Origin of the sequence: Klebsiella sp. C349492, assembly GCF_042055345.1 — a bacterium.
Taxonomy (GTDB): Bacteria; Pseudomonadota; Gammaproteobacteria; order Enterobacterales; family Enterobacteriaceae; genus Klebsiella; species Klebsiella scottii.
The window spans coordinates 941,336-955,076 of record NZ_JANQCE010000002.1; the positions used below are offsets into that span (position 1 = coordinate 941,336).

General features: G+C 52.7%; 15 protein-coding genes. 11 read left to right on the forward strand and 4 right to left on the reverse strand.

Annotated features, from left to right (window positions below; genetic code table 11):
• Positions 1-28: 28 nt before the first annotated feature.
• On the reverse strand, positions 29-358 hold the full coding sequence (locus NWP14_RS12060) for an NIPSNAP family protein (RefSeq protein ID WP_331835611.1): 330 nt from the start codon (positions 356-358) through the stop codon (positions 29-31).
• Positions 359-646: 288 nt separating this feature from the next.
• On the opposite strand from NWP14_RS12060, the gene NWP14_RS12065 reads away from it, so the two are divergent.
• The 5 genes from NWP14_RS12065 to NWP14_RS12085 all read left to right on the forward strand — a co-directional run bounded on the left by NWP14_RS12065 (position 647) and on the right by NWP14_RS12085 (position 5,247).
• On the forward strand, positions 647-1,456 hold the full coding sequence (locus NWP14_RS12065) for an ABC transporter ATP-binding protein (protein ID WP_346431774.1): 810 nt from the start codon (positions 647-649) through the stop codon (positions 1,454-1,456).
• Positions 1,457-1,479: 23 nt separating this feature from the next.
• Positions 1,480-2,436: an ABC transporter substrate-binding protein gene (locus NWP14_RS12070; protein ID WP_346431773.1), complete on the forward strand. Its 957-nt coding sequence runs from the start codon at positions 1,480-1,482 to the stop codon at positions 2,434-2,436.
• Positions 2,433-3,440, forward strand: a complete 1,008-nt coding sequence (locus tag NWP14_RS12075) for an iron ABC transporter permease (RefSeq protein WP_331835609.1) — start codon at positions 2,433-2,435, stop codon at positions 3,438-3,440. Before NWP14_RS12070 ends, NWP14_RS12075 begins: the two co-directional genes overlap by 4 nt.
• Positions 3,441-3,791: 351 nt before the next feature.
• Positions 3,792-4,508 (forward strand): FadR/GntR family transcriptional regulator, encoded by a 717-nt coding sequence (locus NWP14_RS12080; protein WP_095095957.1) that lies wholly within the window; start codon positions 3,792-3,794, stop codon positions 4,506-4,508.
• Position 4,509: 1 nt separating this feature from the next.
• Positions 4,510-5,247 (forward strand): IclR family transcriptional regulator, encoded by a 738-nt coding sequence (locus tag NWP14_RS12085; RefSeq protein WP_223261747.1) that lies wholly within the window; start codon positions 4,510-4,512, stop codon positions 5,245-5,247.
• Between the two features lie 43 nt (positions 5,248-5,290).
• Here the strand turns inward: NWP14_RS12085 and NWP14_RS12090 are convergent, their stop codons facing one another.
• The 3 genes from NWP14_RS12090 to NWP14_RS12100 are packed head-to-tail and all read right to left on the reverse strand — an operon-like array spanning position 5,291 to position 8,711.
• Positions 5,291-6,412, reverse strand: coding sequence for a CaiB/BaiF CoA-transferase family protein (locus tag NWP14_RS12090; protein ID WP_095095963.1), 1,122 nt, complete (start codon positions 6,410-6,412; stop codon positions 5,291-5,293).
• Positions 6,412-7,566, reverse strand: a complete 1,155-nt coding sequence (locus tag NWP14_RS12095; protein ID WP_375215372.1) for a CaiB/BaiF CoA transferase family protein — start codon at positions 7,564-7,566, stop codon at positions 6,412-6,414. Before NWP14_RS12095 ends, NWP14_RS12090 begins: the two co-directional genes overlap by 1 nt.
• 2 nt (positions 7,567-7,568) lie before the next feature.
• Positions 7,569-8,711, reverse strand: a complete 1,143-nt coding sequence (locus NWP14_RS12100) for an extracellular solute-binding protein (protein ID WP_095095969.1) — start codon at positions 8,709-8,711, stop codon at positions 7,569-7,571.
• A 264-nt stretch (positions 8,712-8,975) separates the two neighbouring features.
• Between NWP14_RS12100 and NWP14_RS12105 the strand changes: the two genes are divergently transcribed.
• Genes NWP14_RS12105 through NWP14_RS12130 form a run of 6 tightly spaced genes read left to right on the forward strand, consistent with a single transcriptional unit; the run spans position 8,976 to position 13,724 of the window.
• The gene (locus tag NWP14_RS12105; protein WP_095095971.1) at positions 8,976-9,986 is read left to right on the forward strand and encodes an L-rhamnose/proton symporter RhaT; all 1,011 of its coding nucleotides are present in this window, start codon (positions 8,976-8,978) and stop codon (positions 9,984-9,986) included.
• A gap of 16 nt (positions 9,987-10,002) precedes the next feature.
• Positions 10,003-11,058 (forward strand): Gfo/Idh/MocA family protein, encoded by a 1,056-nt coding sequence (locus NWP14_RS12110; RefSeq protein ID WP_375215373.1) that lies wholly within the window; start codon positions 10,003-10,005, stop codon positions 11,056-11,058.
• Between the two features lie 19 nt (positions 11,059-11,077).
• The gene (locus tag NWP14_RS12115; protein ID WP_331835606.1) at positions 11,078-11,947 is read left to right on the forward strand and encodes an amidohydrolase family protein; all 870 of its coding nucleotides are present in this window, start codon (positions 11,078-11,080) and stop codon (positions 11,945-11,947) included.
• Positions 11,948-11,995: 48 nt separating this feature from the next.
• Positions 11,996-12,898 carry a dihydrodipicolinate synthase family protein gene (locus tag NWP14_RS12120; RefSeq protein ID WP_375215374.1) on the forward strand — a complete coding sequence of 301 codons (903 nt, stop codon included), beginning with the start codon at positions 11,996-11,998 and terminating at the stop codon, positions 12,896-12,898.
• Between the two features lie 19 nt (positions 12,899-12,917).
• On the forward strand, positions 12,918-13,250 hold the full coding sequence (locus NWP14_RS12125; protein WP_157349073.1) for an L-rhamnose mutarotase: 333 nt from the start codon (positions 12,918-12,920) through the stop codon (positions 13,248-13,250).
• A gap of 21 nt (positions 13,251-13,271) precedes the next feature.
• Positions 13,272-13,724, forward strand: coding sequence for a MaoC/PaaZ C-terminal domain-containing protein (locus NWP14_RS12130; protein WP_331835605.1), 453 nt, complete (start codon positions 13,272-13,274; stop codon positions 13,722-13,724).
• Positions 13,725-13,741: the final 17 nt, after the last annotated feature.

The following is a 13,741-nucleotide window of genomic DNA, read 5'->3' on the forward strand; positions in this document are numbered from 1 at the left end:
TTAAGGCAATGCGGTGAAATAATTAAAGTCAGCAAGAACGCAGACCGTCAACAGCGCCGGTGCTAAGGACCATCGTTGATTTTATGCTGACGATGATTTTATCGATAATGGCCTGACGTGGGCCTTCGCGCCACGCCGGGCTGCGATAAAAGGCTTCCTGCGAAGTTTTTAAATGAGTTAGATCGTCATAGGCGCGAATCAAATAGTAAGCATCTTTGTCTTCGACAGAGTTACCAAAAGAGACGATATCCATTCCGGCGGCACGGTGGCAAGGCGCACTTTGCTCCAGCATAATCTGGTGAAAATCTTCTCCGGTGCCGGGTTTTAGGGTGTACAGCAAAAACTCAACCGTTTTCATCCTGAACGTTTCCTTTTGAAATCACGTTAGTGATGTAGCAATACAGCACAGCGGTACTCTTTGGACAACCACCAATGTTTTAACTTTTCTCGCCGGTCAGGTCATGAGAGCAGGTTGCAAACCTTTGCTCTTTATTGTTATGTTATAACATATCCTATAAATCATTGTGAAATATGTGGCTATTCACCTTTCTTTTTAGATGATCATTATTATCATCTGTTCCAGGGAGTAAAAGATGAAAAAAGATGGGCCGGCAATTCGCTCTGAAGAGCGGCGAAGAGCCTGCTAATGGAGGAGCGTTTGACAAATTGTGGTACGGCCGTTGAGCCGGTGCTTAGCGTCAATATTGAATCATTGCCGCGACCCGGCGGCGGGGAGCTTCTCTCCGGCATTCATTTTAATGCCGGCAGGGGAGAGTGCCTGGCGGTGATTGGGCCGAATGGCAGCGGGAAAACCTCTTTATTACGGGCGATCGATCAGGAGCTGACTTCGCGGGATAGCGACATACGGCTATTCGGCCGCTCCGTTGCGGCTTTGACCCGGCAGCAGCGGGCCCAGCAGATTGCAGTCCTCGCGCAGAATGATGCCCCGGATATGCGGCTGATTCTTGAGGATTATGTCACTCTCGGACGTATTCCTCACGCCCGGGATATGTCGCGTCGTGAACATGAAACCATCGTGACCCGAGCCATTAACGATACGGGATTGCAGAAGCTGCGCAAGCGTCCGCTATCTGCGTTATCCGGCGGGGAGCGGCAGCGGGCGGCGCTGGCGCGGGTGCTGGCCCAGTCGCCAAAACTGGTGCTGCTGGATGAGCCGACCAACCATCTTGATCCGTCGGGCCGGGTGGAACTGCTCTCGCTAGTGAAAAGCCAGGGGATCACGGTAGTCGCGGTACTGCACGATCTTTCACTGATTGAATCCTTCGCCGACCGCGTTTTGCTTTTATCGCAAGGGCGCGCCGTGGCCTGGGATGTGCCGGAGCGCGTGCTTGTTTCGAAACAGCTTTATCCCGTTTTCGGCGTGACCAGCTTTACCGTACCGCATCCTGAGACCGGGAAGGCGCTGCGGATTTTTGAGGTTCCAGGCTATGCCTAATAAATTTCTGAGGACAAAGAATAATGAATAAATGGTTTGCAGGCATGATGGCTGTTCTATCCGTTTCCGCGGCAAACGCTGCTGATTATCCCGTCACTATTGACAGCTGCGGGACGCCGGTGACGTTTACACAAGCGCCGAAAAGGGCGGTAATACACGACCTTAATATGTCTGAAATGGCTTTTGCTCTCGGGTTGCAGGACCGTATCGTTGGGTTAACCGGTATTACCGGCTGGTACAAAATGACCCCGGAATTTAAAAAGGAGATGGGTTCAATTCCCGAGCTTGCGCCTAAATATCCCTCTCTGGAAACGCTGCTGGCGGCTAATCCCGACTTCTTTTTCGCGGGCTGGAATTACGGGATGAAAGTCGGCGGAGAGGTCACGCCTTCCGTGCTCGATAAATATGGCATCAAGACATTTGTTTTGAGCGAGAGCTGCGTATTTACCGCTGACAATAAGCGCAAAGCAAGCATGGACCTGCTGTATAACGACGAGCTGACGCTGGGCAAGATTTTCGGCAAACAGCATGAAGCGCAGGCGCTGGTCGATGGCTGGAAAAAAACGCTGGATGAGCTGCCTGAGCCGCCGCCAGGCGTTCAGCCATTGAAAGTGTTTGTCTATGATTCTGGCGAAGATAAGCCCTTTACCAGCGGTCGATACGCTATGCCGACCGCCATTATCGAAGCGGCGGGGGGCAAAAACGTGATGGACGGGCTGGATATCAGCTGGGGAACAACCTCCTGGGAGAGCGTCGCGACGGCAGAGCCAGACTTTATTATTCTTCTTGATTATCAGACCGGTAGCGGAGCGGATTCGCTGCGTCGCTTCCTCGAAAATCATCCGTTAATGAAGCAGACTCCGGCGGTGAAGAATCAGCGTTATCTGAAGCTGCAGTACGCTGAACTGACGCCTGGTCCGGCAAATATTAAAGCGGCCGAAAAACTGGCTCATGCGATGTATCCAGCGGCCAACCAATGAGTGGTACTCAATGTCGCTACTACTGGGCAATGTGGGGCGCTGTGCCAGTATTAGCCGGATTGATGCTGCTCAGCGTTGCCAAAGGCAGCGCGCCGCTATCGCTGGAGCAGGTCCTGGGTGCCTTACGGCTTCTTGATGTGCCGGTTTCTGAGATGGTCAGCCGCATCGTCATTGATTTACGTGTGCCAAGAACGCTGCTATCGGTGCTGGCGGGAGCCGTGCTGGCTATGGTTGGCGGTCTTTTGCAGACCACCACGCGCAACGATCTGGCCGATCCTTTTTTATTCGGACTTTCCTCCGGCGCTTCGGCGGGGGCAGTACTGGTGATTACCCGATTCGGTGAGCGGCTTGGCGCGCTGACGCTGCCGGTATCGGCGTTTGTCGGCGGTATCTGCTCCGCGGTGGCGGTGATGCTGCTGTTCCATTTTAAAAAGCAGCGTGGCGCCGAACACTTAGTGATCTGCGGGCTGGCTATCTCCTTTTTATTCGGTGCGCTGACCAGCTATCTGATTTTTTCCGGCGATCAACGGGCCGCCAGCTCGGTGCTGTTCTGGTCGCTGGGGGGCCTCGGTCTCGCGCGTTGGGATAATTTACCTTATGCCATATTTAGCCTGCTATTTCTCAGCGCTTTTATTCTGTTACGCTGGCGCTCGCTGGATGGTTTACTGGCCGGTGAGCAAACGGCGCAGTCGTTGGGGATTAACGTCAGCCGCCTGCGGATGGAGGTTTTCCTCTGCTGTGCGCTGGCAACTTCGCTGCTGGTGGCTTTAACCGGGGTGATTGGCTTTATCGGGCTGATGGTTCCGCATATGTGCCGCTACTTTTCCGGCGTTAAGCATCTGCTGCTGCTTCCTTTATGCGGTCTATGGGGGGCGGCGCTTTTGTGCGGCGGCGATATCGTCAGCAGGACGCTGTTAGCCCCGCAGGAGCTGCCGATTGGGATCATTACTGCAGGAATAGGCGGCTTGTTTATTATTATCCTGCTGGCCAGAAGCCGTTCATAAACCTATCAACGCCGGGCACCGGCCTGGCGTTTTTATCTTATCGGGTTGGTGTATTGGTAAATGGATATTTTCAATTTCAATCATCAAATACCTGTCGATTCACAGCGCCTTGCCGGCATTGTCTGATTATTTACAGGCATCTGCGATGAGCGATAAATTCACGACGGATTAATCACCCCGCAGTCATGCATTAGCGTATCTTTCTTCTTGTAACCGGTTCTGCTCTTCGCTTTAAAACGCCCGGTTTTGCATCTGCGATCCTGCTGGAATAGTGAACATCAAAGTGTTGCACAACGGACATGGCTTACGTAAATTCATAGATATGAACCTTGTCCGCATACGGAAAATATCATGGATGTGACAGCACTGAAGAAAACCACGCTTACCGAGCAGATTATGGAGCAGATCGCTTTGCAGATCACCTCCGGAAAGCTCAGACCCGGCCAGCGCTTGCCGAACGAACGGGCGATGGGGGAGATGTTCAACGTCACGCGCAGCCGGGTACGTGAAGCGCTGCGCGCACTATCGCTGATCGGGCTTATTGAGATAAAACCAGGCGATGGCAGCTATGTCTGCGAAAACAAACCGCAGCTTCCTGAAGAGACGATGACCTGGATCTTCCATAAAGAGATTCACAACCTCGATGAAATCTATGCCGCGAGGAAGCTTATCGAAGAAGAGGTGTATCTCACCGCGATCGGCGTGGTGAACCATGACAATCTTATTCGTTTCCAGTCGATAATTGACCAGATGGCGGAGCTTATTGTCCAGGACGGTCAACCGGAAGCCTATCACCAGCTGCTTGATGAATACGACCTGTTGATGGGCCGTCTGTGCGGTAACCAAATTTATGACAAGTTGATGCAGACCATCGTGATGCTGCGTAAAGACTTCTCGCGCAAGCTGCTTAACGCTGATGGTGCGATGGCGCATAGCTTTAAGCTGCGGCTGAGCATTCATGAGGCCTTTATCCAGCGAGATAAGGTCCAGCTGCGTAAAAATCTGAAGTCCTTCTATCAGTCTTCGCGCAAATTTTACGATCGCATCGCGGATAATAAAGACAAATAATATGGCCAGAGTTAAATCTGCGGAGAGATCTTTCCGCCTGTTGGAGCTGATTGCCAGCCATCGCGAGGGACTGAGCTTCACCGATCTGCAAACCAGCCTCGATATCCCCAGAAGCTCCGCCCATAGCCTGATTCAGGAGTTTCTTGATAACGATTATCTGCTGTATATGCCGGATACGCGCCTGTATCACGCTGGTCTGGCGTTGATTAAAATTGCCGCTAACTGCATTGAAAGCACCGATCTGGTCCGCGATTTGCGGCTGCTGACCGCATTTCTGAGCAAACGACTGGGCAAAACCAGCCACGCGGCGATTCTGGACGGCAGGCAGGTGGTTTATCTGGCGAAAGCGCTCGCCCAGGACGATCTCTCATTAATGCGCCATATCGGTAACCATCTCCCGGCGCACTGCACCGCCGTTGGCAAAACTCTGCTGAGCCAATACAGCGATGAAGAGATTACGCAGCTTTATGGTGAGACGCCGTTGGAGAAAATGACGGTTAACTCGATTGGTACGCTGCCGGTATTACTGGCTGAACTACGCCAGGTGCGCCAGCAGGGCTACGCGCTTGAGCAACGAGAGGCCAACGAACGCGCAGCCTGTATTGCGCTGCCCATTTACTCTTCTGCTGGAAAAATGGTGGCGGCTTTTAGCGTGACCGTTCTGGCCTACGAGTGGGAGTCGCTGGCGCTTGATGATGTGCTTGCGGTGATGAAAGAGTGCCGGGTTCTGGCGCAATAGCTACGGTGACCGGGAATGTCCCGGTCATCTGCCTGTGACATCATTATCCAGGATTATCCGCGCCAAGAGGCGGTGCGCCGACGAAGCTGGTGAAGGTCTCGCCGTTGATTTTTATTGGACAGCGGGTGGTTTGCAGGGTTTTTCCGCTCTTCAACCGGACTTCCTGTAGCATCTTCAGCGACTGGAAGCCTTCGCTGGCAATTAACTGCGGCCAGTCCATCACCTGCGCACACCAGATATCTTCCGCCTCCAGAATGTTTAACCACTCCTCGCTTTTCTTATGCCGCAAGTGTTCCAGCAGGATCCGTTTGATATCATCCCGACGGTTGAACCACTCCTGCGGCTGGTTAAACTCAAGCAGTGCCGGGCATGCCAGCAGGTTCCCCAGAACGGGAATCGGCGCCATCGCCAGTGCGATAAAGCCATCGGCGGTGGGATAAATGCCGTAGGGCGCAGAAATGTAGGCGTTGGCATTATTGACCGCACTTCTGACCGGCGGCTGCTGACCATCGTTCAACCAGGTGGTTAAGACTTCAAACTGCAGGTCGAGGATGGTGTCCAGCAGGCTCACCTGGACCAGGCACCCGGCACCGCTGCTGGCCCTTTGTACCAGCCCGGCCATAAGCCCTTGAACCAGATACTCTCCGGCGAAAATATCGCAGACGGAAAGACCAAAGGGAAGCGGGGGCTGATCCTGATTGCCATTGAGCCAGCATAAGCCAGAAAGCGCCTGCACCAGTAAATCCTGACCCGGACGGGAAACCCAGGGACCGCTATCGCCGTAGCCGGAAATTTCACCGTAAACCAGACCGGGATTGATTTCATGCAGCGACGCATAGTCCAGACCGAGGCGCTTTGAGACGCCTGGACGATAATTAAAGATAACCACGTCCGCCTGTTCAATTAGCGGGCGCAGGGCGTTTTTTTGCCCCTCGTCTTTGAGATTAACGGTGATGCTTTTCTTATTGCGGTTAATGGCGTGGAACAGCGAACTGTCACCATCAATTTGCAGCTCGGAAATATAGAGCTTACGGCAGATATCGCCGCCGTCTGGATTTTCAATTTTCGTTACGCTGGCCCCTAAATCGGCGAGGCGAAGCGCAGCCGATGGGCCAGAAAGAAACTGGCTGAAGTCCAGCACATTAATACCTGTTAGTGGTTTCATCAATCAGCCTCCAGTAAGTGAAAATCGGCCTGAATCTGCGCCGTATGCGTCCCTAAAGCTGGCGCGGGGCGGGAGGAGGAGGTGCGCGCACCGTTGAAGATCAGCGGCGATTTCAGCATAACGATTGTTTTACCGTCATCGAGTTGAACATCGTGAGTCATGTCCAGTGCGCGGAATCCCTCGCTTGCCGTCAGGGTTGACCAGTCGCTCACCTCAGCGCACCAGTAGCCGGCTCCCTCGAGTCGTTCCAGCCAAAAAGCGGCGGTTTCAGAGGCCAGAATCCCGGCAATCACGCGCTTGATCTCGTCCCTGCGGCTGAACCACTCGTCCGGTTCGCTGTATTCGCTGAGTGCTGAAGAACGCAAAATATCGCCCAGCTTGACCACCGAGCCCATTGCGAGCGCGATATAGCCTTTTTGGGTGGCATAAATGCCGTAAGGCGCAGCGAGATATGCATGCGCGTTATTGTCCGCGCTGCGGCAGGGCGCACGGTGTCCATCGTTAAGCCAGGTGGTCAGCACTTCAAACTGCATGCTGAGCAGTGACTCCATCAGGCTGACTTCAACCCGCCCGCCGGATCGGGTCTTACCGCGGCGGATCAGGCAGGCCAGGACACCCTGCACCAGATGCGCCCCGGCAAGCGAATCGGCAACCGATAGTGCAAATGGCGTCGGCGGTTGGTCCTTGTTGCCGTTTAGCCACGTGAGGCCCGACATGGCCTGCACCAGCAGATCCTGACCGGGCTTTTTAACCCACGGTCCCTCGGTACCGTATCCGGTGACCGAGGCATAGACCAGCTGCGGATTGAGTTGCTTGACTTCTTCATAGCCAAGGCCAATTTTGTCCATTACGCCGGGGCGGAAATTTTCGATAAGAATATCGGCCTGCGCGATCAGTCGCTTAACCTGCGCCAGCTCCCGAGAGTCCTTCAGATCGGCCGTGTAGCTCTCTTTACCGCGATTAATGGTATGAAAAAGCAGGCTGTCGTTATTGATCCACTGATTGTTAAGACTCAGGTTTCTGCTGGCGTCCCCGCCGCGGGGACGTTCCACTTTGATGACCCTGGCCCCCATATCCGCCAGGCGTAGCGCAGCGGAAGGCCCGGCCAGAAACTGGCTGAAGTCCAGTACCACTAAACCTGTTAAAGGAAGCATAATTACTCCATTAAGCTGCGTGATTTTTGATAAAGCGCGTTCAGGCTGGCGAAAACGGCGCCGCCGTTACCGCCGTTCATGACATACTCTCGCACCAGATCGCCGGCATGATCCTGAAAGCTCAAAAAGCCGCTGTAGCGTGGACGCTTAGCCGAGCGGTCGAGAGTGGGCAGGGTGTCGATGAAGAAATCCAGGCTGCGGCGATTCACTTCTTCATCAAGCCAGGCTCCGCGATGACCCGGTTGGCCGCCGTTATCGAAGAAGAGCGTTTTCTGCACCTCCGCCGAAGCGGTATAGCTGGCGTAGGCGAGGGCCGCTTCTTTATGCCGGCATTTTGCGGAAATCGCCAGCCCGGTCCCGCCGAGAATGGTCTTCAGCGGCTTGCCGTGCCAGGAGACAACATCCGTTGCCTTCAGAAGATAGCGGGCATAACCGGCGCGGGAATAGTTTGAATAGCCATAGGCGAATGGGCAGTAGCTCCAGGCATCGCGTGTTGAAAGCTGTTCATGAACGGCGATAGGGTCGTAGTCAAAAATCTCTTTTGAACAGTGGCTGGCCAGTTCGCGCAGCGCTTCAAGCGCTTCGATGCCAGTGTCGCGGCTGGCGATACTCTCCTCGTCAAACCAGGCGCCGCCGCGGGTGGCGCAGAGCATTAGAAAGTCCATCAATAAGTTGATCGGGATCCCGGCATAAATGACCTTTCCGGTGCGGGCCAGGGCGAGCAGGTCTTGCCAGGTTTTCGGCAGGGCGAATTGCCCCTGTTGCAGGTGGTCCGGCCGATAGACGGCGACAGGCGTTGCCGCATCAATGGCCAGAGCGCTCTGGAAGCCGTTGAAAAGATAGCTTTCATGAGAGCCGCCCACCGAGTTTGCTGCCTGATCGTCAAGGTACGCTTTTGGTAAATGGTCCTGCAGAGGTAAAAGGATCGCTTTCTCTGCGACAAACCCCGCCCACGGATGGTCAATAACCAGCAGATCATAAAGCCGCGCCAGTTCATCAAGATCGCCATCGGCGAACGCCTGCAATGAACGTTTCTCCCACACAATTTCGACATCCGGATTTAGCTCGCTGAACCGCTGCGCGGTGGCCATTACGGATGTAAACCCGCGGCTATGACCCCAGGTAATGCCCCTCAACGTCATCATAAGAACTCCTTTTTGCAATGAGCTTCACATAAAATTGGTACTACCGCGCTACCATTGGGGCATAGCTACTGATACTTTTGTAGTCAGATTAGGTGAAATTGTGATCGGCCTTGAAAAATAATAATTGATCTTTTTTTTCGGTTGACCATAAAAAAAACGAGGATTAGTTTTCTATTAGTTTATATTTGTGGTCATTAATTCACATATGTGAACATTATGGTGAGAAAATCCTTGAGTACATAATCTAATTAACAGGAGAGTTCTATGCTAGCGGGATTTTTTGTCTTGATGATCGCTTGTATGTTCCAGGGAAGCTTTGGTCTCGGTATGAAAAACTATCGACCATTTTCCTGGGAAGCCTTTTGGGTGATATTTTCCATTATCGGCATATTAATCATTCCTATTGTCTGGACGTGGATTGAAGTTCCCGGATTTTTAAAGTATATCCTGATGACGCCCGCCTGGATTTTATCTATCGCTGCCGCCTGCGGTTTTCTCTGGGGCATCAGCGCCATTTGGTACGGTAAAGGTATTGATAATATCGGCATGTCTCTGACCGTCGGGATCAATACCGGTGTGGGATGTTCTCTCGGTTCATTAATTCCACTATTCATCCTTAATAAAATTCCGCCCGCTAATTCACTGATCTGGCTGCTGGCAGGAATGGCGGTGATGCTGATTGGCGTGGGGGTGATTACTAAAGCCGGTATTCTTAAAGATAAAGAGTCACAACGGGATGAGTCGCGGGTTAAAAATGACAAATTCGTCAGCGGCCTGCTAATGGCGCTGGCCTCCGGGTTTGGTACCGCAGCGATGAACGTCGGCTATACCTACGCCAGTCGGGCCAGCGCGCTGGCGGTAGAGGATGGTATTAATCCGGTTAGTGCCAGCCTGATCGCCTACGTCATCGTTTTTGCATCCGGCGGCTTTATTTCCAATATTGGCTACGCCCTGTGGGTGTTGAGAAAAAACAATACCTTCAGCGACTTTTCCCGACCAGGTTCGTCCTTCGCATGGTTTAAAGCGTTGTTGACCGGGGGGATTTGGTTCGCCGCGCTGGGATTATATGCCAAGTCAACGGCGCTGCTGGGCGACCTCGGACCGGTCATCGGCTGGATAGCGTTCCTGTCAGGGGCGCTGATTATTTCCAACGGATGGGGGCTGAAAACGGGTGAATGGCAAGGCTATGAAAAACCTAAAAAAGTTATGCTTCTGGGTAATGTGATTTTAGTTCTCTCCGTCGTTATCGTCGGATACGCCAACGGATTAGCTTAAAAAAGAGGATAAAGAAATGACAATGCAACTGAACATGCCGCAACGCAGTAAACCCGTCGTCATTATCGGCGCGGGTGGGATCGTCACCGACTCGCACTTACCTGCTTATAGTAAAGCCGGGTTTCGGGTTCTCGGTCTGTACGATCGGGATTATCAGAAAGCGCAGAGCGTGGCCAGCCAGTGGGATATCCCTCATGCCTGCCAGACTATTGATGAACTGATCGTCCTGGCGCAGTCCGAGGGCTGCGTATTTGATATCGCCGTACCAGCTTCTGAGATTCTGCCTATTTTACAAAAATTACCCTCCCACGTTGGTGCGCTTATTCAAAAACCGATGGGCGAGTCCCTTGAGCAGGCCAAAGCTATTCTTGATTGTTGTCATGAGAAAAATATCACTGCCGGTATTAATTTCCAGCTACGTCGCGCACCCTTTATGATTGCCGCGAAAAAAATGATTGATGAAGGTCTGCTGGGCGATATTCATGATGTTGAAATGCGCGTTATTTGCCAGACACCGTGGAATTTGTGGAAATTTTTATTTGAGAAACAACGGATGGAGGTTAATTACCACAGCATCCATTATATTGATGCCATCCGTTTCTTCCTCGGCGATCCGCAGTCCGTTTACTGTAAAACCATGAAGCATCCTAAAATGATGGCGCTGGCGCAAACTCGCTCGTCGATCATTATGGACTACGGCGATGTTATTCGTGCCAATATTCATACTAACCACGGCCATGATTATGCGCCGGATAAGCAGGAGTGTTTCTTTAAAATAGAAGGGACCAAAGGCGCGATTAAAATTCAGATTGGGGTTATTTTGAATTATCCGCAGGGCGCTGACGATAAATTCGAATTTATCCTTGATGATGGCAAAGGGTGGCGAACCCTGCCCGTTGAAGGGACCTGGTTCCCGGATGCCTTTATTGGTCCGATGGCTGGCCTGCAGTGCAAACTCGAAGACCCGGATTATGTCTGGCTTAACGAGATCAACGATGCGTGGAAAACCATGTGCGTCGTTGAAGCCTGCTACCAGTCAAGCGCTAGCGGTGCCACTGTGGTGAAATACTGATTACTACGGGAGGTCCGGCATGTTGCACATTACCGATACCCATCTCCATCTTTGGGATCTGTCGCGTTTTCGTCTGTCGTGGCTAAGCGAGGTTCCGGCGCTGAATCATGATGTTAGCTGGCAGGATTATCGCGCGTTGGTCGATCAGGATACGTGGTGTATCGATCGCGCGTTGTACGTTGAAGTCGACGTCGTCCCCGAGCAGCGCGGGGCGGAAAGCCTGTTTTTACGCGAGCTATGCGCAGACCCGACGAATTTTGTTGAGGGAGGCATTATCTCGCTCGACCTGCAGCAGCCCGATGCGGTATCGCGATGGCTGACCTCAGACGCGCGTCACCCGGCGGTAAAGGGCGTACGTCACGTACTGCACGTCGCCAGCCAGCCGTCTGGAGCCTGCCTGACCTCTGCCTTTATCAATAATGTTAATGCGCTGGGTAATGCGGGGCTCTGTTTTGAGGTATGCCTGCGCAATGAAGATATGGCGGATGCAGTGGCGCTGGCTGAACGGACGTCAACTCCCCTGGTTTTAAATCATATGGGCAATGTTGATAGCGTTCGCCTGGCGGAAGACGCGAACTACGCGGCGAACTGGCGGCGAAGTTTGCGCAGGCTGGCGCAGCTGCAGCACGTCTGGTGCAAAGTCTCCGGCGTCAATATTCCTGCTGGCGAGGATTGCGAGCGGGTTCGGCCGGTTGTGGAGCAGTGCCTTGCAACGTTCTCCGCCGACAGGGTTATGTTCGCCAGCAATTTTCCGGTCTGTTCGTTGAATACAGGGCTGATCCCGTGGGTCAACACGCTTATACGCATCACCGATGGGCAGGGAAGCGCCTGGCAAGAGCGCTTTTTTAACCGCAATGCGCAGCAACTCTATCGGTTAACGGAAGCGTGATGCTGGAGTCTCTTTAACCGATATCTTTTAGCACATCAGGAGTGATATATGAGTACCACATTCAGCGGTATTATCCCCCCGGTCCCGACGTTGTTTGATGAGCACGAGCAGTTAGATCGACCGGCGATGTCGCGGCTGATTGACCATCTGCTTGCCAGCGACGTGGATGGCCTTTTCTTTCTCGGTAGCGCAGGCGAATTCGCCCATATGTCGGACAGCTTGCGTCTGGAAGTGATGCAGTTCTGTATTGAGTACGTCGCGGGCCGCAAGCCGGTGCTGGTTGGCATCTCTTGCCCGGGTACGCAGGCGACGATTGAGTTTGGCCGCAAAGCGCTGGAGGCGGGAACGGATGGCGTGGTGGTTATCAACCCGTGGTACAACCCGCTGGCCGAAGAGTACCTGTTCGAACATTTCCGCTATATTGCTGAACAACTGCCGCTGCCTATCGTGCTGTACAACTTTCCGGCGTTGACCGGGCAGGCTATTCCCGTCTCCTGTATTCAGCGTCTGGCCCTGGCGTGTCCGAATATCGTGGGGCTGAAGGATACCGTTGATACCTTAAATCATATCCGTGAAGTGATTCATGCGGTTAAACCGCTGCGCCCTGGTTTTGCAGTATTCTCCGGTTACGATGAATATCTGTTCGGTACGTTAATTTTAGGCGGTGACGGCGCGATCCCCGCCAGCGCTAACTTTGCCCCGGAACTGACCTGCGGTATTTATCAGCACTGGCGTAATGGGGAGCTGAGTGAAGCGGTCGCGCTACAGCAGCGGCTCTCCTGGCTCCCGCCGCTTTATGGCCTGGATGTGCCTTTTTATAACGTCATTAAATATGCGTTGCAGCTGACAGGTCTCGATGTGCCGGTTAATTCACTGCGCCCCACCGGGCCATTAAGCGAAGCGCGGAAAATTAAAATCCGTGAGGTGCTGAAGCACAGCGCCATTATCTGATTAATTTATGAAGGTTAATATGAAAACGATCCAACGGTTCGCCGGCGTGATTCAGGTCAAACCTGAAAAATATGCTTACTATGCGCAACTGCATGCAAATCCCTGGCCGGAAGTAAACGCCATGATTAAGGCCTGTAATATTTCTAATTACTCAATCTACTTCAAAAATGGCTGGTTATTTAGCTATTACGAATATCACGGTGATGATTATCAAAAAGATATGGCGAAGATGGCCGCTGACCCGGTGACGCAGCGCTGGTGGGGCGAGTGTGTTCCGTGCCTGACGCCCCTTGAAAACAGAAAAGACGGAGAGCTGTGGGCATCAATGGAAGAGGTTTATCACCTGGAGTAATCGCCTGTCGAGGTAAGAATTATGTTTATCGATAAATATTTCGAAGATTTCTCCCTGCCTGAATGTCGAACAACAGCGGGGCGTACCATTACCGAAAGCGATATTGTTATACATGCCGGGCAGACCGGCGACTTTTATCCTCATCATATGGATACGGAATGGTGTAAAACTCAGCCTTTCGGCCAGCGTATTGCCCACGGCACCTTGACGTTTTCCGTCGCTGTTGGGATGAGCGCAGGGATTATTAATTCTAAAGCAATGACCTATGGCTATGAAAAATTACGTTTCCCACACCCGGTTTTTATTGGCGATACCATTCGGGTCAATATTTCTATTAGCGAAAAACGCGATCATCCGCGTAATGCGAAATATGGCTTTGTAACGGAGAAGCTGGAGGTCGTTAATCAACGCAATGAGTGCGTGATGGCGACGCAGCACGTGCTGCTGGTGGAAAAACGGGATCTTGCGGATTAAATCAAAAGGAGTGAACT

What these genes read in the sequence shown, in the direction of transcription:
- NWP14_RS12130 (WP_331835605.1), top strand. Translation starts at nt 13,272, where the DNA reads ATGTTTATCGATAAATATTTCGAAGATTTCTCCCTGCCTGAATGTCGA.
- NWP14_RS12080 (WP_095095957.1), top strand. Translation starts at nt 3,792, where the DNA reads ATGGATGTGACAGCACTGAAGAAAACCACGCTTACCGAGCAGATTATG.
- NWP14_RS12125 (WP_157349073.1), top strand. Translation starts at nt 12,918, where the DNA reads ATGAAAACGATCCAACGGTTCGCCGGCGTGATTCAGGTCAAACCTGAA.
- NWP14_RS12100 (WP_095095969.1), bottom strand. Translation starts at nt 8,711, where the DNA reads ATGATGACGTTGAGGGGCATTACCTGGGGTCATAGCCGCGGGTTTACA.
- NWP14_RS12090 (WP_095095963.1), bottom strand. Translation starts at nt 6,412, where the DNA reads ATGAAACCACTAACAGGTATTAATGTGCTGGACTTCAGCCAGTTTCTT.
- NWP14_RS12070 (WP_346431773.1), top strand. Translation starts at nt 1,480, where the DNA reads ATGAATAAATGGTTTGCAGGCATGATGGCTGTTCTATCCGTTTCCGCG.
- NWP14_RS12075 (WP_331835609.1), top strand. Translation starts at nt 2,433, where the DNA reads ATGAGTGGTACTCAATGTCGCTACTACTGGGCAATGTGGGGCGCTGTG.
- NWP14_RS12085 (WP_223261747.1), top strand. Translation starts at nt 4,510, where the DNA reads ATGGCCAGAGTTAAATCTGCGGAGAGATCTTTCCGCCTGTTGGAGCTG.
- NWP14_RS12120 (WP_375215374.1), top strand. Translation starts at nt 11,996, where the DNA reads ATGAGTACCACATTCAGCGGTATTATCCCCCCGGTCCCGACGTTGTTT.
- NWP14_RS12115 (WP_331835606.1), top strand. Translation starts at nt 11,078, where the DNA reads ATGTTGCACATTACCGATACCCATCTCCATCTTTGGGATCTGTCGCGT.
- NWP14_RS12060 (WP_331835611.1), bottom strand. Translation starts at nt 358, where the DNA reads ATGAAAACGGTTGAGTTTTTGCTGTACACCCTAAAACCCGGCACCGGA.
- NWP14_RS12065 (WP_346431774.1), top strand. Translation starts at nt 647, where the DNA reads ATGGAGGAGCGTTTGACAAATTGTGGTACGGCCGTTGAGCCGGTGCTT.
- NWP14_RS12110 (WP_375215373.1), top strand. Translation starts at nt 10,003, where the DNA reads ATGACAATGCAACTGAACATGCCGCAACGCAGTAAACCCGTCGTCATT.
- NWP14_RS12105 (WP_095095971.1), top strand. Translation starts at nt 8,976, where the DNA reads ATGCTAGCGGGATTTTTTGTCTTGATGATCGCTTGTATGTTCCAGGGA.
- NWP14_RS12095 (WP_375215372.1), bottom strand. Translation starts at nt 7,566, where the DNA reads ATGCTTCCTTTAACAGGTTTAGTGGTACTGGACTTCAGCCAGTTTCTG.